Source organism: Demequina sp. NBRC 110052 (genome assembly GCF_002090075.1).
In the GTDB taxonomy this organism is placed as follows: domain Bacteria; phylum Actinomycetota; class Actinomycetes; order Actinomycetales; family Demequinaceae; genus Demequina.
The window spans coordinates 70,327-93,904 of sequence record NZ_BBRI01000002.1; the positions used below are offsets into that span (position 1 = coordinate 70,327).

General features: G+C 68.9%; 21 protein-coding genes and 1 tRNA gene. 14 read left to right on the forward strand and 8 right to left on the reverse strand.

Annotated elements, in window-relative coordinates:
• The first annotated feature begins 36 nt into the window (after positions 1-36).
• From hisI to pyk, 12 genes are all read left to right on the forward strand, one after another.
• The gene (gene hisI, locus B7K21_RS00350; protein ID WP_084072958.1) at positions 37-405 is read left to right on the forward strand and encodes a phosphoribosyl-AMP cyclohydrolase; all 369 of its coding nucleotides are present in this window, start codon (positions 37-39) and stop codon (positions 403-405) included.
• On the forward strand, positions 398-1,939 hold the full coding sequence (locus tag B7K21_RS00355) for an anthranilate synthase component I (protein WP_084072959.1): 1,542 nt from the start codon (positions 398-400) through the stop codon (positions 1,937-1,939). The genes hisI and B7K21_RS00355 overlap by 8 nt, the downstream gene beginning before the upstream one ends.
• A gap of 43 nt (positions 1,940-1,982) precedes the next feature.
• Complete coding sequence (locus tag B7K21_RS00360) at positions 1,983-2,222, forward strand: HGxxPAAW family protein (RefSeq protein ID WP_084072960.1); 240 nt, start codon at positions 1,983-1,985, stop codon at positions 2,220-2,222.
• 48 nt (positions 2,223-2,270) lie between these two features.
• Positions 2,271-2,579: a CD225/dispanin family protein gene (locus tag B7K21_RS00365; RefSeq protein ID WP_084072961.1), complete on the forward strand. Its 309-nt coding sequence runs from the start codon at positions 2,271-2,273 to the stop codon at positions 2,577-2,579.
• A gap of 4 nt (positions 2,580-2,583) precedes the next feature.
• Positions 2,584-3,027 (forward strand): DUF2752 domain-containing protein, encoded by a 444-nt coding sequence (locus tag B7K21_RS00370; protein ID WP_084072962.1) that lies wholly within the window; start codon positions 2,584-2,586, stop codon positions 3,025-3,027.
• 93 nt (positions 3,028-3,120) lie between these two features.
• Positions 3,121-3,930 (forward strand): indole-3-glycerol phosphate synthase TrpC, encoded by an 810-nt coding sequence (trpC, locus tag B7K21_RS00375; protein ID WP_084072963.1) that lies wholly within the window; start codon positions 3,121-3,123, stop codon positions 3,928-3,930.
• On the forward strand, positions 3,927-5,135 hold the full coding sequence (gene trpB / locus B7K21_RS00380; protein ID WP_144015998.1) for a tryptophan synthase subunit beta: 1,209 nt from the start codon (positions 3,927-3,929) through the stop codon (positions 5,133-5,135). Before trpC ends, trpB begins: the two co-directional genes overlap by 4 nt.
• The gene (gene trpA, locus B7K21_RS00385) at positions 5,132-5,935 is read left to right on the forward strand and encodes a tryptophan synthase subunit alpha (protein ID WP_084072964.1); all 804 of its coding nucleotides are present in this window, start codon (positions 5,132-5,134) and stop codon (positions 5,933-5,935) included. Before trpB ends, trpA begins: the two co-directional genes overlap by 4 nt.
• Positions 5,932-6,948 carry a prolipoprotein diacylglyceryl transferase gene (gene lgt, locus B7K21_RS00390; RefSeq protein ID WP_084072965.1) on the forward strand — a complete coding sequence of 339 codons (1,017 nt, stop codon included), beginning with the start codon at positions 5,932-5,934 and terminating at the stop codon, positions 6,946-6,948. The genes trpA and lgt overlap by 4 nt, the downstream gene beginning before the upstream one ends.
• A 118-nt stretch (positions 6,949-7,066) precedes the next feature.
• Positions 7,067-11,602 (forward strand): glutamate synthase large subunit, encoded by a 4,536-nt coding sequence (gene gltB, locus B7K21_RS00395; RefSeq protein ID WP_084072966.1) that lies wholly within the window; start codon positions 7,067-7,069, stop codon positions 11,600-11,602.
• Positions 11,595-13,061: a glutamate synthase subunit beta gene (locus B7K21_RS00400; protein WP_084072967.1), complete on the forward strand. Its 1,467-nt coding sequence runs from the start codon at positions 11,595-11,597 to the stop codon at positions 13,059-13,061. Before gltB ends, B7K21_RS00400 begins: the two co-directional genes overlap by 8 nt.
• Before the next feature lie 15 nt (positions 13,062-13,076).
• Positions 13,077-14,495 (forward strand): pyruvate kinase, encoded by a 1,419-nt coding sequence (pyk, locus tag B7K21_RS00405; RefSeq protein ID WP_084072968.1) that lies wholly within the window; start codon positions 13,077-13,079, stop codon positions 14,493-14,495.
• Positions 14,496-14,562: 67 nt separating this feature from the next.
• Here the strand turns inward: pyk and B7K21_RS00410 are convergent, their stop codons facing one another.
• The 3 genes from B7K21_RS00410 to B7K21_RS00420 form a co-directional block, all read right to left on the reverse strand.
• Positions 14,563-15,921 carry a hypothetical protein gene (locus tag B7K21_RS00410; protein ID WP_084072969.1) on the reverse strand — a complete coding sequence of 453 codons (1,359 nt, stop codon included), beginning with the start codon at positions 15,919-15,921 and terminating at the stop codon, positions 14,563-14,565.
• 273 nt (positions 15,922-16,194) lie between these two features.
• Entirely contained in the window at positions 16,195-16,650 is a 456-nt protein-coding gene (locus B7K21_RS00415; protein WP_084072970.1) for a methylglyoxal synthase, read from the reverse strand.
• A gap of 58 nt (positions 16,651-16,708) precedes the next feature.
• A tRNA-Leu gene (locus tag B7K21_RS00420) sits at positions 16,709-16,782 on the reverse strand.
• A 21-nt stretch (positions 16,783-16,803) separates the two neighbouring features.
• Between B7K21_RS00420 and B7K21_RS00425 the strand changes: the two genes are divergently transcribed.
• Positions 16,804-17,427, forward strand: coding sequence for an ANTAR domain-containing response regulator (locus B7K21_RS00425; protein WP_234989114.1), 624 nt, complete (start codon positions 16,804-16,806; stop codon positions 17,425-17,427).
• A 290-nt stretch (positions 17,428-17,717) separates the two neighbouring features.
• Complete coding sequence (locus B7K21_RS00430) at positions 17,718-18,980, forward strand: ABC transporter substrate-binding protein (RefSeq protein WP_084072972.1); 1,263 nt, start codon at positions 17,718-17,720, stop codon at positions 18,978-18,980.
• A gap of 378 nt (positions 18,981-19,358) precedes the next feature.
• Here B7K21_RS00430 and B7K21_RS12385 read toward each other — a convergent pair whose 3' ends face one another.
• The 5 genes from B7K21_RS12385 to B7K21_RS00450 all read right to left on the reverse strand — a co-directional run bounded on the left by B7K21_RS12385 (position 19,359) and on the right by B7K21_RS00450 (position 23,577).
• Positions 19,359-20,087 carry an ABC transporter ATP-binding protein gene (locus tag B7K21_RS12385; protein WP_234989115.1) on the reverse strand — a complete coding sequence of 243 codons (729 nt, stop codon included), beginning with the start codon at positions 20,085-20,087 and terminating at the stop codon, positions 19,359-19,361.
• Positions 20,088-20,969 (reverse strand): ABC transporter ATP-binding protein, encoded by an 882-nt coding sequence (locus tag B7K21_RS12390; protein WP_144016000.1) that lies wholly within the window; start codon positions 20,967-20,969, stop codon positions 20,088-20,090.
• The gene (locus B7K21_RS00440) at positions 20,962-21,945 is read right to left on the reverse strand and encodes a branched-chain amino acid ABC transporter permease (RefSeq protein ID WP_084072973.1); all 984 of its coding nucleotides are present in this window, start codon (positions 21,943-21,945) and stop codon (positions 20,962-20,964) included. Before B7K21_RS00440 ends, B7K21_RS12390 begins: the two co-directional genes overlap by 8 nt.
• 3 nt (positions 21,946-21,948) lie before the next feature.
• Positions 21,949-23,058 (reverse strand): branched-chain amino acid ABC transporter permease, encoded by a 1,110-nt coding sequence (locus B7K21_RS00445; protein WP_234989116.1) that lies wholly within the window; start codon positions 23,056-23,058, stop codon positions 21,949-21,951.
• A gap of 105 nt (positions 23,059-23,163) precedes the next feature.
• Positions 23,164-23,577 carry a PaaI family thioesterase gene (locus B7K21_RS00450; RefSeq protein WP_084074741.1) on the reverse strand — a complete coding sequence of 138 codons (414 nt, stop codon included), beginning with the start codon at positions 23,575-23,577 and terminating at the stop codon, positions 23,164-23,166.
• Position 23,578: the final 1 nt, after the last annotated feature.

Sequence of the window (23,578 nt, forward strand, 5' to 3'; positions counted from 1 at the left end):
GACGTGTCCCGTCGCCGAGCGTGGAAGGATGTCCCCATGCCGCTCGACACCAGCATCGCCGCGCGCCTCAAGCGCACTCCCGACGGACTCGTCTGCGCCGTCGTGCAGCAGCACGACACGCGCGAGGTCCTCATGGTCGCGTGGATGAACGACGATGCGCTGCACGAGACGCTCACCACCGGTCGCGCCGTGTACTGGAGTCGCTCGCGCCAGCAGCTGTGGCGCAAGGGAGACACCTCCGGCCATGCGCAGACCGTGGTGCGCGCGTCTCTCGACTGCGATGGCGACGCGATCCTGCTCGAGGTCGACCAGGTGGGTGCTGCGTGCCACACCGGCGAGCGCACGTGCTTCCTCACGGGAGGCGACCTGGGTGCGGTGAACGGTCTCGAGGCATCGGATGGCTGAGCAGGAGCCGGTGTCCGTCGCCTGGGGCGAGACATGGCCGACGTTGGAGGGCTTTCGCGGGTATGGCGCGACGCATCGCGTGGTGCCCGTCGTGCGACGCGTGCTCGCGGACTCTCTCACGCCGGTGGCCGTGTACCGAGCCCTCGCGGGCGGGCGCCCGAACACGTTCATCCTCGAGTCAGCCGAGCCTGACGGCACGCTCGCGCGCTTCTCGTTCATCGGCGTGCGCTCGCGCGCGAGCCTGACGGTGGATGGGGACGAGGCGCGCTGGGAGGGCGACGTGCCGGTCGGCCTCACGTCGGGTGCGCCGCTGCCCACGATCCGCCAGGTGCTCGGCGAGCTCGCGTCCGAGGCGATCCCGGGGCTGCCGCCGCTCACGGGTGGCATGGTCGGCGTGCTCGGGTGGGACATCATCCGGCAGTGGGAGCCGACGCTACCCCACAAGGCACCTGCCGAGATCGACGTGCCCGACGTGCTGCTGCTGCTCGCCACGGACATCGCCGTCGTGGACCACCTGGACGGTTCAGTGTGGCTGATCGCAAACGCGGTCAACGCAGACGCGCGCGACGAGGGCATCGAGGAGGCGTACGCGGATGCGGTGACGCGACTCGATCGCATGCAGCATGCGCTCTCGGAGGCGCCCGCGGGCGAGGTGTCCGCGCTGGGCGAGGACGGGGAACCTGACGTCAGGCGCCGCAGCGCGCCGGGGGAGTACGAGCGCTACGTCGAGTTCGCGAAGGAGGCGATCCGCGACGGCGAGGTGTTCCAGATGGTGCCCGCGCAGCGCTTCGAGATCTCGTGCGAGGCCGCGCCACTGGACGTGTATCGCGTGCTGCGCACGCTCAACCCCAGCCCGTACATGTACTACTTCGAGCTCGAGGACGCCGACGGGCGGGCGTTCTCCGTGGTCGGATCCAGCCCCGAGTCGCTCGTGCGAGTGGAGCGCGGCGCCGTCTCGACGTTCCCGATCGCAGGGTCGCGTCCGCGCGGCGCCACGCCCGAGGAGGACCGCAGGCTCGAGGCCGAGCTGCTCGCGGATCCCAAGGAGCGCGCCGAGCACGTCATGCTCGTGGACCTCGCGCGGAATGACCTCGTGAAGGTGTGCGAGCCGACGTCGGTCGAGGTCGCGGACTTCATGTCCGTGTACCGCTACAGCCACATCATGCACATCTGCTCCACCGTGGTGGGCAGGCTCGAGGACGGCTTCTCCGCGTTCGACGCGTTCCAGGCGACGTTCCCCGCGGGGACCCTCTCGGGCGCGCCGAAGCCGCGGGCGATCGCGCTCATCGACGAGATCGAGCCTGCCCGGCGCGCGCTCTACGGCGGTGCGGTCGGCTACTTCGACTTCGCGGGCAACACTGACACCGCAATTGCCATCCGGACGGCCCTCATCAAGGACGGCGTCGCGTACGTCCAGGCGGGCGCGGGCATCGTCGCAGACTCGGTGCCGGAGACCGAGGAGGCGGAGACGCGTAGCAAGGCCGCGGCGATGGTGCGCGCGATCGGCCTGGCCTCTCGACTCGGGCCCGCCTGATCTGGCTAGAATGTCGCGTGACCCGAGCCGAGGAGGAACAACGATGTCGAGCAGCGTGAAGCTCACCGAGCAGGACCTGCCGGAGGTTGCACCCCACAACCACGGCCGCACTCTCGCCGGATGGGTGACCAACGCGGGCCTCGTGATCGCGGCCGTGCTGGCCTCGATCGGATTCGCCGTTCCCGTGACGGCCCTGGTGTGGGTCGGTATCGCTGTCGCAGCCGTGTCTCTCGCGGTCGGCGGCGCTCTAAGGGCGCTTGGCCACGGCCAGCCCCTCGCCTGAGTCCCGGGACCGCATGGCAGGCGGTCCCGTCCACCACAAGGAGAAGCAATGACCGACATCCCACCGCCCCCTCCCGCTCCCGGCGTGCCGCCGATGGGTGGCGCCCCGGCGCCGAACAACAACCTCGTGCTCGCGATCCTCACGACCGTGCTGTGCTGCCTCCCGCTGGGCATCGTCGGCATCGTGAAGGCCGCCGAGGTCAACTCGAAGTGGGCGCAGGGCGACTTCGCCGGCGCGCAGGCATCCGCCGACGCCGCCAAGAAGTGGTCGCTGTGGGGCATCGGCTCCGGAGCGATCGTCTTGGTGCTCTACGTGATCCTGCTGGCGGCAGGCGTGCTGTCCGCCTCGACGTACTGAGTCGGTGACACTCACCGCACGCGTGACGGAGCCTGGCGAGCGACTGCTCGCCAGGCTCCACCCGTCTGCGGCACCGATCGCGGTCGGGATCGCGGGCGCGGTCGCGACGGCCTACGTCGCCTCGGTCGACCCGCACGAGGGCGGCCACTACCCGACGTGCCCCTCTCTGTACCTCACGGGCTTCTACTGCCCGGGCTGCGGGTCGCTCCGCGCGATCCATGACCTCTCCCACCTGGACCTCGCCGGCGCATGGGGGATGAACCCCCTCGCGCTATTCGCCATCCCATGGCTCGGGTGGAGATGGCTCAAGTGGCTGCTCGCGACCCGCGGAGTCCACATCCGCACGAAGCCCGCGCCCGGCTGGGCGCTGTACCTGCTGTTCGCGGGCATCATCGTCTACACGGTGCTCCGGAACATCCCCGCGCTGGAGCCGTACCTGGCGCCGTGACCGGCCCCCGCGTCGGGCGCGTGCGCGTCTGCCGGGGCGGTCATCAGTGACCGTGCCCGGCGCTACCATGGTCGCGAGGGAGGAGGAGATCGCATGAGCGTGCTCGAGAGCATCGTCGCCGGCGTCCGAGAGGACCTTGCCGTGCGTGAGCAGTCCACGACCATGGAGGCGCTGAAGGAACGCGCATCGCGCCTCCCCAGCGCGATCGACGCGTACCAGATGCTGGCCCGCGACGAGGTCGCGGTGATCGCCGAGGTGAAGCGGTCGAGCCCCTCCAAGGGCGCGCTCGCCGAGATCACGGATCCCGCCTCGCTCGCCACCGAATACGAGGCCGGCGGAGCGTCAGTGATCTCCGTGCTGACCGAGCAGCGCCGGTTCGGCGGGTCGCTCGCCGACCTCGACGCGGTGCGCGCGAAGGTCGACATCCCGATCCTCCGCAAGGACTTCATCGTCACCCCCTATCAGGTGTGGGAGGCGCGCGCTCACGGCGCGGACGTGGTGCTGCTGATCGTGGCCGCGCTCGAGCAGAATGCGCTCGAGTCGCTCATCGAGCGCGTGCACTCCCTGGGCATGACCGCCCTCGTCGAGGTGCACGACGTCGAGGAGGTCACGCGGGCCGTAGACGCCGGCGCACGGGTGGTCGGCGTGAACGCCCGCAACCTCAAGACGCTCGAGGTCGATCGGCACACGTTCGCGAAGGTCGCGCCGGTGATCCCGGACGGCGTGCTGCGCGTCGCCGAGTCGGGGATCCGCGACAGCCACGACGTGGTCGAGTACGCACGGCTCGGCGCGGACGCCGTCCTCGTGGGCGAGGCCCTGGTCAAGGATCGTGACCCCCGCACCGCGGTCGCCGAGATGGTCGCCGCGGGCGCTCACCCCGCGCTGCGGTCGGTGCGCCCGTGACGGCATCGCTCCAGTCGGCGCCTGGGCCCTTCTTCGGTGAGTTCGGCGGTCGCTTCCTGCCCGAGGCGCTGATGGCCGCCCTCGACGAGCTCACGGACGCGTACGAGAAGGCCAAGGCCGATCCGAGCTTCGGCGGCGAGCTCGACAGGCTCGCGCGCGACTACACGGGCCGCCCATCGATCGTGACCGAGGTGCCGCGCTTCGCGGCGCACGCCGGGGGAGCACGGGTGTTCCTCAAGCGCGAGGACCTCAACCACACGGGTTCGCACAAGATCAACAACGTGCTCGGGCAGGCGCTGCTCACCAAGCGCCTCGGCAAGACTCGCGTGATCGCCGAGACGGGCGCCGGTCAGCACGGTGTCGCGACGGCCACCGCGGCGGCGCTCATGGACCTCGACTGTGTGATCTACATGGGCGAGGAGGACACGGAGCGTCAGGCGCTCAACGTCGCTCGCATGCGTCTCCTCGGTGCCGAGGTGGTGCCCGTGAAGTCCGGATCGCGCACCCTGCGCGACGCCATCAACGAGACCTTCCGCGACTGGGTCGCAAACGTCGAAACCACCAACTACATGTTCGGCACAGCGGCGGGCCCCCACCCGTTCCCCGCGATGGTGCGCGACTTCCAGCGCGTCATCGGCGTCGAGGCGCGCGAGCAGATGCTCGCGCTCGGCGGATTGCCCGACGCGGTGCTCGCGTGCGTCGGTGGAGGATCCAACGCGATCGGTTCCTTCGATGCGTTCCTCGATGACGAGGGCGTGCGGTTGATCGGCTGCGAGGCGGCGGGCGACGGCGTCGAGACCGGTCGTCACGCGGCCACGATCACGGGTGGCACCAAGGGCGTCCTGCACGGCTCGCGCTCATACATCCTCCAGGATCAGGACGGCCAGACGGTCGCCTCGCACTCCATCTCCGCGGGTCTCGACTACCCGGGCGTGGGTCCGCAGCACTCGTGGCTCGCCGACATCGGCCGCGCCGAGTACTGGCCCGTGACGGACGCCGACGCGATGGACGCCTTCCGGCTGCTCAGCCGCACGGAGGGGATCCTGCCCGCGATCGAGTCCTCGCATGCCCTCGCGGGGGCGATCCGGCTCGGCCGCGAGCTCGGCCCCGACGCCACGCTGCTCGTGACGCTGTCCGGCCGTGGCGACAAGGACGTCGAGCAGGCCGCACGCTGGTTCGACATGCTGCCGGGGGAGGACGCGTGACAGCTCTCGCAGAGCGCCTCGACCAGATCAAGGCCGAGGGCCGGGCCGCGCTCATCGGCTACCTTCCCGTTGGATACCCGACGGTCGAGGGCTCCGTGCGCGCGATGCAGACCATGATCGAGGCGGGCGTGGACATCGTCGAGGTCGGGCTGCCGTACTCGGACCCGGTGCTCGACGGTCCCACCATCCAGCACGCGGCGGAGCGAGCCCTCGCAGGCGGCAGCCGGGTGAGCGACGTCTTCACCGCGGTCAAGGGCTGCGTCGACGCGGGCGCCCCCGCCGTGGTCATGAGCTACTGGAATCCCATCCTGCAGTACGGCGTCGAGCGCTTCGCGGACGACCTCGTGGCCGCGGGCGGCTCGGGCGCGATCCTGCCCGACATCACGCCCGACGCCGACGTCACGTGGCTCCCGACGGCGCGTGAGCGGGACCTCGACACCGTGTTCCTGGTCGCGCTCACCACGACCGCCGAGCGCATGGCGCTCACCTGCACCGCCGGTTCGGGCTTCGTGTACGCGGCGGCGCTCATGGGCGTCACCGGCGAACGCTCGTCCATGGGAGGCGGCGTGCAGGACCTCGTCGCGCGCGCCCGCGAGGCGGGTGCGCCGCGCGTGTGCGTCGGTCTCGGTGTGACTACCGGCGAGCACGCCGCGCAGGTCGCCGAGTACGCGGATGGCGTCATCGTCGGCTCCGCGCTCGTGCGCTGCCTGACGGACCACCCGGACGACCTCGAGGCCGGTCTCGAGGCGCTCCGGGCCAAGACCACCGAGCTGGCGCGCGGCGTCAGAGGAGAGCTGTGATCCCCACTTCCATCCCGTCGCCTCCGATCGAATGGAGTTCGTTCTCGATCGGCCCGCTCACGGTGCACGCCTACGCGCTGTTCATCCTTGCGGGCATCTTCGTCGCGCTGTGGCTCACGGCCCGGCGCTGGGAGGCGCGCGGAGGCGATCCCGAGGTCGTGAGCGAGATCGGCTTCTGGGCGATCCCCTTCGGCATCGTCGGCGGACGGATCTATCACGTGATCTCCACGCCCGGCCCGTACTTCGGCGAGGGCGGCAACCCGATCGACGCGTTCAAGATATGGGAGGGCGGCCTCGGCATCTGGGGTGCTGTGGCGCTCGGTGCGCTCGGCGCATGGATCGGAGCGCGACGCGCCCACGTGTCCTTCACGGCGTTCATGGATGCGGCCGCACCGGGCGTGCTGCTCGCCCAGGCGATCGGTCGGCTCGGCAACTACTTCAACCAGGAGCTCTTCGGGCGCCCCACCGAACTGCCGTGGGGTCTGCAGATCGACGAGGCCTTCCGGCCGGAAGGGTTCGAGCAGTTCGCGACGTTCCACCCGACGTTCCTGTACGAGATGCTGTGGAACCTCGCAGGCGTCGCGGTGCTGCTGTGGGCCGACCGACGCTTCAAGCTGTGGGGCGGCCGCGTCTTCTGGCTTTACGTCGCGGTCTACACCTCGGGACGCCTGTGGATCGAGATGGTGCGCATCGACACCGCCGTGAAGGTGTTGGGCGTGCGGATCAACGTGTGGGTCGCGGCCGTGGTGCTGCTCGCCTCTCTCGCGACGTTCGTGTGGCTCGGCATCCGCCAGCGGCGGCTTGCAGAGGTGCCCGCGCGCGACACGCTTGCAGCCCCGCGGAACGGGGATGAGGCGTCCGGCTCGGCGCCGGTCGAGTCCGAGTCCGACGCGGCCGGGGCGACCACGACCGAGGCCGACGCCGGGGGAGCGGAGGCCGCCAGCGCGTCGGATACCCTTGACGATGAGGCGAACGCTGCCGGTGATCCCGGTGCGGCGCCCCGCGAAGGGTAAAGGGTTTCAAAAAGACTCGCCTGACGCGGTAGTCTGGTCACCCGTGTGTACCCCGGGTCGACGGCGCCCGCAACCCATGAGGCCCCCGCACGCGCGGAGGCCGGTGAAGGATGGTTCGATGGCCTCGCATCTCAGCGCCCCGCAGCCCCAGTCAGGGCTGTACAACCCCGCATTCGAGCACGACGCTTGCGGTGTCGCCTTCGTGGCGACCCTGCGGGGCACGGCCGGTCGCGACATCGTCGATGCCGGACTGACGGCGCTGAAGAACCTCGAGCACCGCGGCGCCGTCGGCGCCGAGACCGAGACGGGCGACGGTGCCGGCATCCTCACCCAGATCCCCGACGCGTTCCTGCGGGAAGTCGCGGGCCTCGAGCTCCCCGCCGCGGGCGAGTACGGCGTCGGCATCGCATTCCTCACCCAGGGCGAGGAGCGCGCCGAGGTCGCCGCGTTCGAGGCCGCGTGCGCGCAGGAGGGCGTCACCGTCCTCGGCTGGCGCGACGTGCCCGTCGAGCTCGACGCGATCGGTCCCTCTGCACGGGCCTCCGCCCCCACGTTCCGGCAGGTGTTCGTCTCGTGCGACGGACTCGCCGACATCGCGCTCGACCGTCGCATCTACCGGGCGCGCAAGCGTTCCGAGCACGCGGGCGGCCCCTTCTTCGCCTCGCTGTCGGCGCGCACGCTCACCTACAAGGGCATGCTCACCACCTATCAGCTCGAGAAGGTCTTCCCCGACCTGCAGCACCCGGCCTTCGCCTCGGAGCTCGCGCTCGTGCACTCGCGCTTCTCGACCAACACGTTCCCGTCGTGGCCCCTCGCGCAGCCGCTGCGCATGATCGCTCACAACGGCGAGATCAACACCGTTCAGGGAAACCGCAACTGGATGGCCGCGCGCGAGGGCACGCTGAGCTCCGACCTCATCGGCGACCTCGCGGACATCGTGCCGATCTGCGCGCCCGGCGCCTCGGACACGGCCTCGTTCGACGAGGTGCTCGAGTTGCTGCACCTCGGCGGCCGATCACTGCCGCACGCCGTGCTCATGATGATTCCCGAGGCCTGGCAGAACAACGCCGCCATGGATCCCGCCCGCCGCGCGTTCTACGAGTACCACTCGACGATCATGGAGCCGTGGGACGGGCCCGCCGCGCTCCACTTCACCGACGGCACGCTCATCGGCGCGACGCTCGACCGCAACGGGCTTCGCCCGGGCCGCTTCTGGGTGACCGACGACGGCCTCGTCGTGTGCGGCTCTGAGGCCGGACTGCTCGACATCGACCCTGCCAAGGTGGTCCGCAAGGGACGCCTGCAGCCGGGCCGCATGCTGCTCGTCGACACTGCCGGTGGGCGCATCATCGAGGACGAGGAGATCAAGTCCCAGCTCGCCGCGGAGCACCCCTACGCGGAGTGGGTCGAGAAGTACGCGGTGCGGCTGTCCGAGGTGCCGGACCGTGAGCACATCTCGCACTCGGCACGGTCGGTGCAGCGCCGACAGCGCGCATTCGGCTACACCGAGGAGGAGCTGAAGATCCTGCTGTCGCCGATGGCGGCTAACGGCATCGAGCCGATCGGCGCCATGGGATCCGACACTCCGATCGCCGTGCTCTCGAAGCGCCCGCGCCTGCTCTTCGACTACTTCGTGCAGATGTTCGCGCAGGTCACCAACCCGCCGCTCGACTCCATCCGCGAGGAGATCGTGACCGCGATCGGCGGCGCGATCGGTCCCGAGCCGAACATGCTCCAGGCGCTGCCGGAGCACGCGCGCAAGATCCTCCTCGACTTCCCCGTGATCGACAACGACGAGCTCGCGAAGATCGTGCACATCGACGCCGACCCGCGCCTGCGCGGCGTCTTCTCGGCGCGCAAGATCCGCGGTCTCTACAGGGTCGCTGACGGCGCCGCCGGCCTCGAGGCGCGACTCGAGGAGATCTTCGAGGAGGTCGATCAGGCACTCGCCGACGGCGTCTCGTTCCTCGTGCTCTCCGACCGCGACGCGAACAAGGACCTCGCTCCGATCCCGTCGCTGCTGCTCACCGCGGCAGTCCACCACCACCTGGTCCGCCACCACACGCGCACTCAGACCGCGCTCGTGGTCGAGGCGGGCGACGTGCGCGAGGTGCACCACGTCGCGCTCCTGATCGGCTACGGCGTCGGCTGCGTGAACCCCTACCTCGCCATGGAGACCGTCGAGGACCTCGCGAAGCGCGGGTACCTGGGCGACGTCAGCGCCGAGAAGGCCGTGAAGAACCTCATCAAGGCGCTCGGCAAGGGCGTCCTGAAGATCATGTCGAAGATGGGCATCTCCACGATCGCGTCCTACCGCGGCGCCCAGGTGTTCGAGGCCGTCGGTCTGTCGCGCGAGCTCGTGGCACGTCACTTCACCGGCACCCCGAGCCAGATCGACGGCGTGGGCCTCGACGTGATCGCCCAGGAGGTGGCACAGCGCCACGCCGACGCGTACCCCGCATCGGGCGAGCTGCCGCCGCACCAGCGTCTCAACACGGGCGGCGAGTATCAGTGGCGCCGCGACGGCGAGGAGCATCTGTTCGACCCCGAGACGGTCTTCAAGCTCCAGCACTCCACCCGTACGCGCCGGTACGACCTGTTCCGCGAGTACACGGACAGGGTGGACGAGCAGTCGAAGCGCCTCATGACGCTGCGCGGACTGCTCGAGTTCGACTCGGGCCGCGAGCCGATCTCGATCGACGAGGTCGAGCCCGTGTCCGAGATCGTCAAGCGATTCAACACCGGAGCCATGTCCTACGGGTCGATCTCGGGCGAGGCCCACGAGACTCTCGCGATCGCAATGAACCGCCTGGGCGGACGCTCCAACACCGGCGAGGGCGGCGAGTCCGTGGATCGCCTGTACGACCCAGAGCGTCGCAGCGCGATCAAGCAGATTGCCTCGGGCCGCTTCGGCGTCACGTCGGAGTACCTCGTGAACTCCGACGATATCCAGATCAAGCTCGCCCAGGGCGCCAAGCCGGGCGAGGGCGGCCAGCTGCCAGGCAACAAGGTGTACCCGTGGGTGGCGCAGACACGGCACTCGACCCCCGGCGTGGGGCTCATCTCGCCGCCGCCGCACCACGACATCTACTCGATCGAGGATCTCAAGCAGCTGATCCACGACGCGAAGAACGCGAACCCCAAGGCTCGCGTGCACGTCAAGCTGGTGTCCGAGGTCGGCGTCGGCACGATCGCGGCGGGCGTGGCCAAGTGCAAGTCCGATGTGGTGCTCATCTCGGGCCACGACGGCGGCACCGGTGCGAGCCCTCTGAACTCGCTCAAGCACGCGGGTGCGCCCTGGGAGATCGGCCTCGCCGACACGCAGCAGACGCTGGTCCTCAACGACCTCCGCGACCGCATCGTCGTCCAGGTGGACGGCCAGATGAAGACCGGTCGCGACGTGGTCGTGGCGGCGCTGCTCGGAGCGGAGGAGTTCGGATTCGCGACGGCGCCGCTCGTCGTCTCCGGCTGCGTCATGATGCGTGTGTGCCACCTCGACACGTGCCCCGTGGGCGTCGCGACGCAGAACCCTGAGCTGCGCGAGCGCTTCACCGGCAAGCCGGAGTTCGTCGAGACGTTCTTCGAGTTCATCGCGGAGCAGGTGCGCGAGCACCTCGCCGCGCTCGGGTTCCGGTCCATCGCGGAGGCCGTGGGGCACGTCGAGGCGCTGCGCACCCAGGCGGCGATCGAGCACTGGAAGGCCAAGGGTCTCGACCTGGCGCCGGTGCTCGCGCGACCGCGCGAGGGCGCCGCCCTGATCAACTCGACCACGCAGGACCACGCGCTCGACGCGGCGCTCGACAACGACCTGATCGCCGCCGCAGAGCCCGCGCTGGAGCGCGGCGAACCCATCCGCATCGAGCGCGCGATCCGCAACGTCAACCGCACGGTCGGCACCATGCTCGGCTTCGAGGTGACGCGTCGGTATCGCGGCGCCGGGCTCCCGGATGACTCGATCGACGTGACGTTCACCGGATCCGCAGGTCAGTCGTTCGCCGCCTTCGTGCCGCGCGGCATCACCCTGCGTCTCATGGGGGACGCCAACGACTACGTCGCCAAGGGACTCTCCGGCGGACGCGTGATCGTGCGACCGGCGCGCGAGGCCATGTTGGACGACTCTCGCGACGTCATCGCCGGCAACGTGATCGGCTACGGCGGCACGGCCGGCGAGCTGTTCCTGCGCGGAGTGGTGGGTGAGCGCTTCCTGGTGCGCAACTCCGGTCTCACGGCCGTGGCCGAGGGCGTGGGCGACCACGCGCTCGAGTACATGACCGGCGGTACCGCGGTGATCCTGGGACGCACCGGCCGCAACCTGGGTGCCGGAATGTCGGGCGGCACCGCGTATGTGCTCGACCTGCACGAGGAGCGTGTCAACTCCGCGGCCCTGGCGGCGGGCGAGCTCACGCTCGCGCCGCTGGACGCCGAGGACGAGGTCATCGTGCGTACGCTGATCGAGCGTCACGTCGCCGAGACGGAGTCGCCCTTCGGACGCGAGCTGCTCTCGAACTGGGAGCAGTCCGCGACACGTTTCACGCGGGTCCTGCCCGCCCAGTACGCCCGCGTGCGCGACGCGCTCGTCGAGCTCGAGGCCAGGGGAGGCGACCTCTCCGCCCCGGGCGCGTGGGCCGAGTTCCTGGAGGTGACCGGTGGCTGATCCCCGTGGATTCCTGAAGGTGCGGGAGCGCGAGCTCCCGCCGAACCGCCCGGTGTCCGTGCGCCTGCGTGACTGGAACGAAGTCAAGGACGAACTGGGCAAGGACGCGACCGTGCTCAAGCAGCAGGCGGGGCGCTGCATGGACTGCGGCATCCCGTTCTGCCACCAGGGATGCCCGCTCGGCAATCTGATCCCGGAGTGGAACGACCTCGCGTGGCGGGATCAGTGGAAGGACGCGATCGACCGCCTCCACGCCACGAACAATTTCCCGGAGTTCACCGGGCGCATCTGCCCCGCGCCGTGCGAGACGTCCTGCGTGCTCGGCATCAACCAGCCCGCCGTGACGATCAAGAACATCGAGGTCGAGATCATCGACCGTGCGTTCAAGGAGGGGTGGATCACCCCGCACGTCGCGCAGCGCCACACCGGACGCACGGTAGCGGTCGTCGGCTCGGGCCCCGCGGGGCTCGCGGCGGCGCAGCAGCTCACGCGCGCCGGTCACACTGTCGCCGTGTACGAGAAGGACGACCGCATCGGCGGCCTGCTGCGCTACGGCGTCCCTGACTTCAAGCTCGCCAAGCGCCACATCGATCTGCGCGTGTCGCAGATGGAGGCCGAGGGCACGCGTTTCCGCACGGGAGTGAGCATCGGCGAGGACATCACGTGGGATGACCTGCGCGCGCGGTACGACGCGGTGCTGATCGCCACGGGCGCGCCGAAGCCGCGGGACCTGCCGCTTCCCGGACGCGACCTCGACGGCATCCACTTCGCCATGCCATACCTCCACCAGGGCAACCAGGCGGCCGCGGGCGACCCGCTCGAGGAGCAGATCACCGCGGAGGGCAAGCACGTCATCGTCATCGGCGGCGGCGACACCGGCTCGGACTGCATCGGCACGGCGCTGCGCCAGGGCGCGGCGTCGGTCACCACGCTCGCGATCGGCAAGAAGCCGCCGCTCGAGCGCACCGAGTCGATGCCGTGGCCCACCGACCCGCGCGTGTTCGAGGTCTCCACGAGCCACGAGGAGGGCGGCGAGCGCGACTACCTCGCCTCGACCGTCGAGTTCCTCGGGGACGAGTCCGGCAAGGTGCGATCGCTGAAGGTCGCGGTGACGCAGTACAACCCCGACGGGTCGCGTACGCCGACTCCGGGCACCGAGCGGGAGATCCCTGCGGACCTGGTGCTCATCGCGATGGGATTCACTGGGCCGGAGGTCACGGACCTCGAGGAACAGGCTCGCGTAGCGTTGTCGCCGCGCGGGCAGATCGAGCGCGCCGAGGACTTCGCGACGTCCGCCGACGGCGTGTACGTGGCCGGTGACGCCGGCCGCGGAGCGTCGCTCGTGGTGTGGGCGATCGCGGAAGGACGCGCCGCCGCGGCGGCGATTGATGAATACTTGACTGGGAGCACCGAGCTCCCGGCTCCTGTGACGGGGCGCTCGACGGCGCTCCGCGCATAGACGAGGTTGGAGAACATGCGTAACGCGAAGATTGTCTGCACCATCGGACCGGCCACCGCGCCGATCGACCGCATGCGGGAGCTGGTGAACGCCGGCATGGATGTGGCCCGTATCAACCGCAGCCACGGCAGCGCCGAGGAGCACGAGCAGGTGTACCGCAACGTGCGCCAGGCAGCCGAGGAGTCCGGACGCAACGTGGCTGTCCTGGTCGACCTGCAGGGCCCCAAGATCCGCCTTGAGAAGTTCGCCGACGGACCGCACGACCTCGCGGTGGGCGACGTGTTCACCATCACCACGCGCGACGTGGTCGGCACCAAGGAGATCTGCGGGACCACCTTCAAGGGCCTGCCGGGCGACTGCAACCCCGGCGACACGCTCCTGATCGACGACGGCAAGGTGCGTCTCGAGGTGACCGAGGTGACGGATACCGACGTCATCACCAAGTGCGTCGTGCCCGGACCCGTCTCGAACAACAAGGGCATCAACCTTCCCGGCGTCGCCGTGTCGGTGCCCGCGCTGTCCGAGAAGGACGAGGACGACCTGCGCTGGGGTCTGAAGCTCGGCGCCGACTTCATCGCGCTCTCGTTCGTGCGCTCTGCGAAGGACTACGAGGACGTCGCCCGCATCATGGCCGAGGAGGGCCGCGTGGTGCCCGTCGTCGCCAAGGTCGAGAAGCCGCAGGCGGTCGACAACCTCGAGGAGATCGTCGACGCGTTCGACGGCGTGATGGTCGCCCGCGGCGACCTGGGCGTGGAGCTTCCTCTCGAGGAGGTGCCGCTGGTCCAGAAGCGCGCGATCGAGCTGTGCCGCGCCAAGGCCAAGCCGGTCATCGTCGCGACGCAGGTGCTCGAGTCGATGACCCACGCACCGGTGCCGACGCGCGCCGAGACCTCGGACTGCGCCAACGCCATCCTCGACGGCACCGACGCGGTCATGCTTTCGGGCGAGACGTCGGTCGGTGACTTCCCGATCGTCACGGTGGAGACGATGGCGCGCATCGTCACGAACACGGAGCAGAAGGGTCGGCACCGCATCGCGCCGTTCCCGACGACGCCCAAGACCCGTGGCGGCGCCATCACCCAGGCCGCTTCCGAGATCGCGGCGACGCTGGACATCAAGTACATCGTGACGTTCACGCAGTCGGGCGACTCGGCGCGTCGCATGTCCCGTCTGCGCCCCGAGACCCCGATGATCGCGTTCACGCCCGACCCGGACACTCAGCGTCGTCTGGCGCTGTCGTGGGGCATCACGGCCGAACTCGTGGAGAAGGTCGACTCGACCGACGCCATGGTGAAGGTCGTGGACTCGCACCTCAAGGACAACAACCTCGCCGCGGACGGTGAGTACGTGGTTGTGGTCTCGGGAACCCCCGTCGGGATCCCCGGCACCACCAACTCGATCTTCGTCCACAAGGTGGGTCAGGTCCGTCACTGAGACGCCTCTGAACTGACACGAGGGCCCCGCCGGATCCCGGCGGGGCCCTCGTGCATCTGGCCGCGCTCTAGGCGTCGGCGTCCTGGTCGAACAGCCAGTCGAGGATCACGTCGCTGTTGTACGTCGGGATCCAGGACAGGTGGCTGAACACCGGTGTCGTGCCGGCCTCGATCGTGGTGAACAGGTGCTCGCTGCCCGCGTGCCTGGCCTCCTTCGCGGTCGCCTTGGCGAGCCGCTCCTGCTCGGCGTCAGGCAGCAGGCCCGACCACTCCGACCAGACGACGGGCTCTCCTGCTGCCTCGAGCGCCTGGAACACGCGGAAGTCGGAGCCGTCCGCGTAGTAGTCGACGACCGCGTCGTCCTCCGAGTGGACGGCCCAGATCGGGAAGTCGGCGAGCGTCTGCGCGGCGGCGGTGACGTCTTCGACGCCTCCGCCGCACACGACGACGGCACCGGCGAAGAGGTCGGAGCGCTCCTGCAGGATCGCCCACGAGCCGTACGAGCCCATCGATAGGCCCGTCAGATAGATGCGCGAGGTGTCGATGTCGGGGTGAGCCGCGACGAAGTCCTCGATCAGCTCGACGACGGCATCCGCCATGACCGGAGACCACCAGGCGCCCTTGGTCGGGTCGAACGGGTCGGCCTGAGGCGACAGCACGTACGCCGCGTCCTCCTTCTGGCGCTCGTCGGAGGCGAACGCCGTCGAGATCTGGTTGCCCGCGATCTGGCTGAAGTTGTTCGCACCGCTCTCGCCGAAACCGTGGAGCGAGACCACCAGGGGATAGGTGGCGGACGGCTTCTTCTCCGGGGTGAAGTAGCGGTACTCGAGGAGCGGGCCCGCATCCGTCTGCAGGCTTCCCGCAGCGTAGTCGTCGATCACCTGGTTGATGACCGAAGAGCTCGGCACGACGTGGGACGGGTCTCCGGCGACCGTGTCGCGTGGTGCGACGAGGTCGCCTACCTGCGAGACCTCGTAGCCACCGTGGAGGTCGTAGTAGTACGTGAGCGTCGTCCCAAGCCAGTCCACGTAGGTGGGGCTGGCGTTCGCGTCGGCGGGGTCGAGCTCGAGGATCACGTAGCGTCCCGTGCGCTGCTGGCCGGTGATCTCTGCGGTCGCGCTCGTGTAGGCCGCGGTGACAGTGCGTTCTCCCCCTTGCGAGAAGCCGCCCGGCGCGGACAGGTCCACGTCGACGTCGAAGGCGCCGACGTCGAGGCCGGTGCCGCCGAAGCGAAGCTCACGGTCGTACTCGAGGGCGACTGCTGCGACCTTGAGGCCCTCAGGGGCCACTTCGGTGATCACGGTCGCGGCCACGATCGAGGCCTGCTCGTCCTTGTGCGGGTCGGCGACGGCGGTGCCGGCGCCGATCGCGGTGGCGGTGATCGCCGCCGCTCCGATCGCTGCGGTTCTTGTCCACTTCGCGGTCATAGGGGTGCTTCTCCTCATTGAGATCGCATCGGGGGCGGGCCCGTCGAGGGGACTCTCGCCCATCGCGCCGCATCGTCGCGGCCCGACGTTGGCACGCTAGCGAGGTGCAAAAGGGAGAAATGGGTAGCGGCGCACAGATTGTCGTCTCCAGTGCACAATCTGCAGGGCCATCCGCAATGTGGTTGATTGCACACTGATTACCAGGCACTTCACCGGTGTGGCGGGACGTGGTGCGAACGACGCGCGCCTACAGTGCGCGCGTGCAGGCGAGGCCTACGATTCGTCAGGAGAGCGCAGCTGCTCCCAGTCGCGAGGGCCCAGGTCCGGGATCGTGCGCTCGTAGTCGGTGTCGAACAGCGACGAGGAGATCAGGTAGTCGGCGGTGGCCACGTTGGAGGCCATCGGGATGTTCCACAGCGCACCCAGACGCAGCAGCGCCTTGACGTCAGGATCGTGCGGCTGCGGCTCCAGCGGGTCCCAGAAGAAGATCAGCATGTCGATCGAACCCTCGGCGATACGACCGCCGATCTGCTGGTCTCCCCCCACGGGACCGGACAGGAAGCGGTGCACCGTGAGCCCGAGCTCGTACTCGAGCATGGTCCCTGTGGTGCCCGTGGCGTACAGGCGGTGAGGGGCCAGGCGCGACGTGTTGTACCCCGCCCACTCCAGCAGCTCGACCTTCTTGTTGTCGTGCGCGACGAGGGCGATGTCGTGGATGACGGGCTTCATGGCGTGCTCCTCGGGCTCGACTCTCGGCGACCGTGCAGTGCGCCGAACGGTCGCGCAGTGCCCCGAGTGGGATTCGAACCCACACTGGTGCGGGTTTGAGCCGCATGCCTCTGCCAGTTGGGCTATCGGGGCGCGACGACTAGGCTAGCGCCTGTGACTGACGAGAACGACACGACGCCGGCCAGCGCCCCGGCGTCCCCCGAGAAGATACGCCGCGCAGTGGTGGCCGAGGACGAGGCGCTCATCCGTATGGACATCGTGGAGACCCTCCGCGAGGGCGGCTACGACGTCGTGGGCGAGGCGGGCAACGGCGAGGAGGCGATCGCTCTTGCGAAGGAGCTGAAGCCGGACGTCGTGGTCATGGACGTGAAGATGCCCGTCATGGACGGCATCACCGCGGCCGAGCAGATCGCGAAGGAGCGCGTCGCGCCGGTAGTGCTGCTCACGGCGTTCTCGCAGACTGAGCTCGTCGAGCGCGCGCGCGACGCGGGCGCGATGGCATACGTGGTCAAGCCCTTCACTCCCGGCGACCTGCTTCCCGCAGTGGCCATCGCGGCGTCGCGGTATCAGGAGATCCGCGCCCTCGAGAACGAGATCGCCGACATCAACGAGCGGATGGAGACGCGCAAGAAGGTCGAGCGCGCCAAGGGTCTGCTGATGGAGAAGATGAAGCTCAACGAGCCCGAGTCGTTCCGCTGGATCCAGAAGACGTCGATGGACCGGCGCCTCACGATGCGCGAGGTCGCTGAGGCCGTCATCGACCAGATGGGCAAGTAGCGCTGCACTCCGTGCTTCGAAGGGGCCCGCACCGACAGGTGCGGGCCCCTTCGTCGTCTTTGGGAGCAGCTCGCCAGTGAGGGGTCGGGCCGAGCCGTCGTGAGGAGCGCCTTCGCGGTCGAATGCGCGATCGGCGCTGGAAACCCGCATCCGACACCTGTCAAGGTCACGAAATCGTGATGATCGTGACGCGCCAGCGAAACAATGCGTCGCTAGGTTGGCGGCATCGAGTAGGGACCGTCCCTACAGCGATGCGCTGGCGGCTCCGCCGCCAGTTTGGAGGAAAGAACATGGCACGATGGAACACCATCGCTCGCGGCGGCGCCGTCCTCGCCGTCGCGACGCTGGCGCTCGCCGCCTGCTCGTCGGGCGACGACCCCGAGTCGAGTGAGACCGCCGGTGGCGGGGGTGGCTCGACCGACCCGCTGATCGTCGGCTCGCTGCTTCCGCTCACGGGTTCGCTGGCCTTCCTCGGCCCGCCCGAGGTCGCGGGAGTCGACCTGGCGATCAAGGAGATCAACGAGGCCGGTGGCGTGCTCGGCTCGCCCGTCGAGGTCGTCCACTCCGACTCGTCCGACACCGCGAACCCGCAGATCGCCGCACAGTCCGTGGCCGACATGATCTCTGACGGCGTGTCCGCGATCGTCGGTGCCGCGTCGTCGTCCGTGTCGCTGAACGTCGTGGATGACATCGCCGCGGCGGAGGTCGTGCAGATCTCGCCCGCGAACACCTCGACCGCGCTCTCGGGCTACTCGCCCTACTACTTCCGCGTGGCCCCGCCGGACACCGTCCAGGGCTCGGCGCTCGCCAACCTCATCATCGACGACGGCTACTCGAGCGTCGGCATCCTCGTGTTCGAGGACGACTACGGCACGTCGCTGCGCGACGTCATCGTGGGTGTGATGGACGAGAACGGCGTGGACGTCACCTACGGCACGACCGAGACGTTCGACCCGACCGCCTCGAACTACACCGCTGAGGTGCAGGCGATCATGGCGACCAACCCCGAGGCGATCGTGCTGATCGCGTTCGAGCAGACCGTCCAGGTCCTGCCCGAGCTCCTCGGCGCCGGATTCTCCGCAGAGAACCTGTACATGGTCGACGGCAACACCGCCGACTACTCGGCGGACTTCGACCCGGGCACGCTCGTGGGTGCGAAGGGCACGATCCCCGGCGCGAACCCGACCGAGGACTTCCAGGAGCTGCTGAACAGCGTCGCTCCTGAGCCTCTGACGTCGTTCGCGTACGGTCCCGAGTCCTACGACGCCACCATGCTGGTCGCCCTCGCCGCGATCAAGGCAGGCGCCACCGACGGTCCGAGCATCCAGGCGAACCTCGCCGCCGTCTCTGGTTCCACCGGCGGCACCGAGTGCGACACGTTCTCCGCGTGCGTCGAGCTTCTCGACGCAGGCGAGGAGATCACCTACGTCGCCGTGTCGGGCTCCGGTCCGATCAACGTGGACAACGACCCCTCCTCCGCCTTCATCGGCGTGTACGAGTACGACGAGAACAACGTTCCCGTCTGGGTCGACGCCGTCTTCGGCGAGGTCTGATCCTCAGCACCGCTGACGCGAAGGGCCCCCGGCTTCGGCCGGGGGCCCTTTCGCATGCCCGACGCGACGGCCGAGTCGCACTGTGGTCCCGCCACAGACGGGACGGAAGGGGTCGCGTGATGCCCGAAGCGGCGCTCAGGAGGGTGCTGGACGCGCGGGTCTCCAGGGTCGGGCGTCGCGGATGCCACACCTGTGCCGAAGTGACGGTGAGAGCGACGCACTGTGGCCGCCACGGGCCTGTCGGATCGCCTCCACCGTCACTCCTGTCCGGGTGCGAGGCTGCGGAACCCGGAGGCCTCCCTATACGGGGCTACGACGGCACGCACGAGGGCCCCGTCACGTTGCGGTGACGGGGCCCTCGTGACGGGTGTGCTGAGGCTACGCGCCGAGCGTTCCCAGGTAGAGCTCGATGACCTTGGGGTCCTTGAGAAGCTCCTGGCCAGTCGCCGTGTACGCGGAGGTGCCTTGATCCAAGACGTAGCCGCGATCCGCGATCTGGAGGCAGCGTCGGGCGTTCTGCTCGACCATGATGACCGTGACGCCGGTGCGATTGATGTCGCGGGTTCGCACGAAGGTCTCGTCCTGACGGACAGGGGAGAGGCCGGCGGAGGGCTCGTCGAGCAGGAGCACGTGAGGATCCATCATGAGCGCGCGTGCCATGGCGACCATCTGGCGCTCACCGCCTGACAGCGAGCCCGCGCGCTGATGGCGACGTTCCCCGAGCACGGGGAAGATGTCGATCACGCGGTCGAAGTTCTCGCGGAACTTCTTGTGTGCCTGGTAGCTGCCCATCTCGAGGTTCTCCTCGATGGTGAGCGAAGGGAACACGTTGTTGGTCTGCGGGACGAAGCCGATGCCCTTGTGCACCAGCTGGTCGGCGCGCATGTTCGTGATGTCCTCGCCGGACAGCGACACCGTGCCGGAGCGGATCGGCACCAGGCCGAACAGCGCCTTGAGGAACGTCGACTTGCCCGCTCCGTTCGGGCCGATGATGCCGATCAGCTCGCCCTCGCGAACCTCCATCGAGCATCCATTGAGGATGTCGATGCCGGGAAGATAGCCGGCGATGATGTCGTCGGCGTGCAGGATGACAGGTGCGTCGTTCACTTACCGCTCCTCGAACAGATCGGTGTCGTGGTGCGAGCCCAGGTAGGCGTCCTGCACCGCGGCGTTGGCCATGACGGTGTCCGGCGGGCCCTCGGCGATGATCTTGCCTTCGGCCATGACCACCACCCAGTCGGAGATGCGGCGCACCATGTGCATGTCGTGCTCCACGAAGAGCACGGTGACGCCCTCCTTCTTGAGCTCGACGATGTGGTCCAGCAGCGACTCGGTGAGAGCAGGGTTGACGCCCGCCATCGGCTCGTCGAGCATGACGATCTCCGGGTCGGACATGAGCGCGCGCGCCATCTCGAGCAGCTTGCGCTGACCCCCGGAGAGCTCACCCGCATAGTCGTTCTTCTTGGCGTCGAGCTTGAAGCGAACGAGCAGCTCCTCCGCCTTGGCCGTGATCTCCGCCTCCTGCTTGCGCCACAGCGCGGGGAACAGTGCACGGAAGAAGTTCTCTCCGACCTGCTGAGCGGCGCCCAGCCGCATGTTCTCCATGACGGTCATGCGGGAGAGCGCCTTGGTGAGCTGGAACGTGCGCACCATGCCGGAGCGCGCGACCTGCGCGGGCGACTTCGAGTGGAGCGAGAAGCCGTTGAACGACCACTCGCCCTCCTGCGGCCGGTCGAAGCCGGTGAGCAGGTTGAAGAACGTCGACTTGCCGGCGCCGTTGGGGCCGATCAGAGCCGTGATGGCGTTGCGCTGGACCTCGAAGTGCGCGACGTCCACCGCGGTGAGTCCGCCGAAGCGGCGCTTCACGTGGTCGGCGACGATGATCTTGTCCATCTTCGGGGCGCCCGGCTCGTGCGGGACGTTCGCGAACGGATCCTTGCTGCTCTTGGGGTTCTTGCCGCTCTTGGCAGGCGTGGCCTTGTCAGTCATTGATCGCCAGCTCCCTCCGGTTGCCGAGGATGCCCTGTGGTCGGAAGATCACGAGCAGCATCAGGGTGACTCCCACGAGCACGAGCGAGAAGGGCTCGCGCTCCGTGGCCGCCATCCAGGTCTCGGGGATGAACATCGCCGCGAGACTGCGCACGAGGACGAGCGCGGTCCAGAAGATGATCGACCCGAGAATCGGACCGAACACGGTGGCCGCGCCGCCGAGCAGCAGCAGGGTCCACAGCCAGAACGTGGTGGGGCGGCCCATGGAGTCCGGCTGAACGGCTGCGGAGAATGACCACAGCACGCCGCCCAGTGCGCCGATGACGCCTCCGATCACGAGCGCCTGCATCTTGTACGCGTACACGTTCTTGCCGAGCGAGCGCACGGCGTCCTCGTCCTCACGGATGCCCTTGAGCACGCGGCCCCACGGCGAGTTCGAGAGGCGCCAGAACAGCAGCGCGAACAGCCCTACGACGGACCATCCGACGAGCACCAGGAACCACGACGTGGACGCCGTGCCGTGCATCGTGAACGGTCCGATGGTGATCTGCTCCGACGGGAACGGGGAGAGCGACTCGAAGGGCTCCTTGTAGTCGGAGCCGCGAATGCCGGTCGAACCACCGGTGATGTTCTTCATCACGGACGATCGGCCGAGGAATCTCACGAACTCCGCGGCGGCGATCGTCACGATCGCCAGATAGTCGCCTCGCAGCTTGAGCGTGGGCCATCCGAGGATGAGCCCGAACACGACGGCGAGCAGCATGGCGACGATGAGGCCGAGCACCATGCCTCCGCCCTCGCGGACGGTGATGGCGTAGCCGTACATGCCCACCAGCATGAAGCCGGCGTGTCCCATGTTGAGCAGCCCGGTGAGGCCGAAGTGGAAGTTGAGCCCGATCGCGGCAAGCGCGAAGGCGGCCGTGGTGGGCGCAAAGATCTCGCGCCCTGCGTCGGTGAAGAGGTCGGCGAAGTCCATGGCCTATCCCACCCTTTCCGCTCGTCCCAGGATTCCCTGGGGTCGTACGAGGAGCACGCCGATGAGGATCACGAGCGCGGTGGCGACCTTGAGGTCCGCGGGCAGCCACAGCGTGGAGAGCTCGGCGACGAGGCCGATCACGAGGGAGCCGACGAGTGCGCCGAACGGCTGGCCGAGTCCGCCGAGCGTGACGGCGGCGAACATCAGCAGCAGGAGGCGCGCACCCGCGTCGAAGGCCGTGCCCTGCTCGTACAGTCCAAGGAGGATTCCGCCGAGGCCCGCGAGGCCGGCGGCGAGGATCCACACGAGGCGGATGATCGACTCGACCTTGATGCCAGAGGCCGACGCGAGCGCGGGATTGTCGGACACCGCGCGGGTCGCGCGTCCCAGCCGCGTGCGCAGCAGGAAGTAGGAGACGCCGAGGAGGCACAGGATGGCGATGAGCACCGACCACAGCGTCTGCGTGCTGATCTGCACGGGGCCGATCTGAAGGCGGTCCGCGATGCTGGTCGTCAGCCGCATGCGTCCGCCGCCCATCCACCACTGCAGCATGTTCAGCATCGCCAGCGAGAGGCCGATCGAGACGATCATCTGCTGGACGATGCCCACGCGACGGCGCCGCAGCGGGCTCCACAGGAACTTGTCCTGGAGCCAGCCGGTTCCCGCGGAGATCGCGACCGCGAGCAGCGCTGCGGGGATCAGCGGGATGCCGATGCCGAAGGTGCCTGGGATCAGCGGCAGGCTCACGTCGTCCGCGACGAGGAAGTAGGTCAGCACGGCGCCGAAGGACACCTGCTCCCCGTGCGCGAAGTTGCTCAGGCCCGTGGTGCCGTAGATGAGGGACAGGCCCACAGAGGCGAGAGCGAGAAGGCTTCCGAAGATGAGGCCGTTGACCACGGCTTGCAGCACTCTGCCGCTGCCCCCGGTGGTGGTCGTGGCGTCTGTGGTGGTCACGTCGTCGGTGCCGGCGTCGGCGGCGACCGCGTGGGTCGCGACGTCGGCCGCCTGAGCGCTGTCGGCGACGAGCACGGAGAACACCGTGATCGCCGCTGCTGCCAGCACCAGGACGACGATCGCGCGCAGCCAGACGCGGCGATCATGGATGGTCGTCACTGTTTCCTCCCAAGGTGGATTCCGACAATGTAGACCAGGGATGTTTCGGGCGTGTAGCGATTCGGTCACATAGGAGGCAGGATTCCACCACTAATCGGGCAGGTGTCAGACAGTTTCGTGCGCGACCAGCATGCACGTGAGGCGCGCGGTCGCGACTCTGCGACCGTCCTCGTCCGTCACCGTGACCTCATATGTGCACGCCCGACGACCGAGGTGCAGGGCTGTCGCGGTGCCGGTCACACGCCCCGTGCGGACGGCCCGGTGGTGGGTGATGTTGAGGTCCACCCCGACCGCGAGTCGACCCTCCCCGGCATGCGCCAGCGCAGCATAGGAGCCCAGGGTCTCCGCCAGCGCTGCGGTCGCTCCGCCGTGCAGCAGGCCGAACGGCTGCACATTGCCTTCGACAGGCATCGTGCCGACGGCACGGTCTGCGCTGATCTCCGTGAGGGAGATGCCAAGACGCGCCATGAGCGTGTTAGGGCCTGGAGTGACGGTGTCGTGGGGCAGCGTGTCGGTCATA

Bases quoted from the DNA above. Each gene is read 5' to 3' on its own strand.
- trpC (WP_084072963.1), top strand. From the start codon at position 3,121: ATGAGCGTGCTCGAGAGCATCGTCGCCGGCGTCCGAGAGGACCTTGCC.
- gltB (WP_084072966.1), top strand. From the start codon at position 7,067: ATGGCCTCGCATCTCAGCGCCCCGCAGCCCCAGTCAGGGCTGTACAAC.
- B7K21_RS00430 (WP_084072972.1), top strand. From the start codon at position 17,718: ATGGCACGATGGAACACCATCGCTCGCGGCGGCGCCGTCCTCGCCGTC.
- B7K21_RS00410 (WP_084072969.1), bottom strand. From the start codon at position 15,921: ATGACCGCGAAGTGGACAAGAACCGCAGCGATCGGAGCGGCGGCGATC.
- B7K21_RS00440 (WP_084072973.1), bottom strand. From the start codon at position 21,945: ATGGACTTCGCCGACCTCTTCACCGACGCAGGGCGCGAGATCTTTGCG.
- hisI (WP_084072958.1), top strand. From the start codon at position 37: ATGCCGCTCGACACCAGCATCGCCGCGCGCCTCAAGCGCACTCCCGAC.
- B7K21_RS00360 (WP_084072960.1), top strand. From the start codon at position 1,983: ATGTCGAGCAGCGTGAAGCTCACCGAGCAGGACCTGCCGGAGGTTGCA.
- B7K21_RS00415 (WP_084072970.1), bottom strand. From the start codon at position 16,650: ATGAAGCCCGTCATCCACGACATCGCCCTCGTCGCGCACGACAACAAG.
- B7K21_RS12390 (WP_144016000.1), bottom strand. From the start codon at position 20,969: ATGACTGACAAGGCCACGCCTGCCAAGAGCGGCAAGAACCCCAAGAGC.
- pyk (WP_084072968.1), top strand. From the start codon at position 13,077: ATGCGTAACGCGAAGATTGTCTGCACCATCGGACCGGCCACCGCGCCG.
- B7K21_RS00355 (WP_084072959.1), top strand. From the start codon at position 398: ATGGCTGAGCAGGAGCCGGTGTCCGTCGCCTGGGGCGAGACATGGCCG.
- B7K21_RS00450 (WP_084074741.1), bottom strand. From the start codon at position 23,577: ATGACCGACACGCTGCCCCACGACACCGTCACTCCAGGCCCTAACACG.
- B7K21_RS00365 (WP_084072961.1), top strand. From the start codon at position 2,271: ATGACCGACATCCCACCGCCCCCTCCCGCTCCCGGCGTGCCGCCGATG.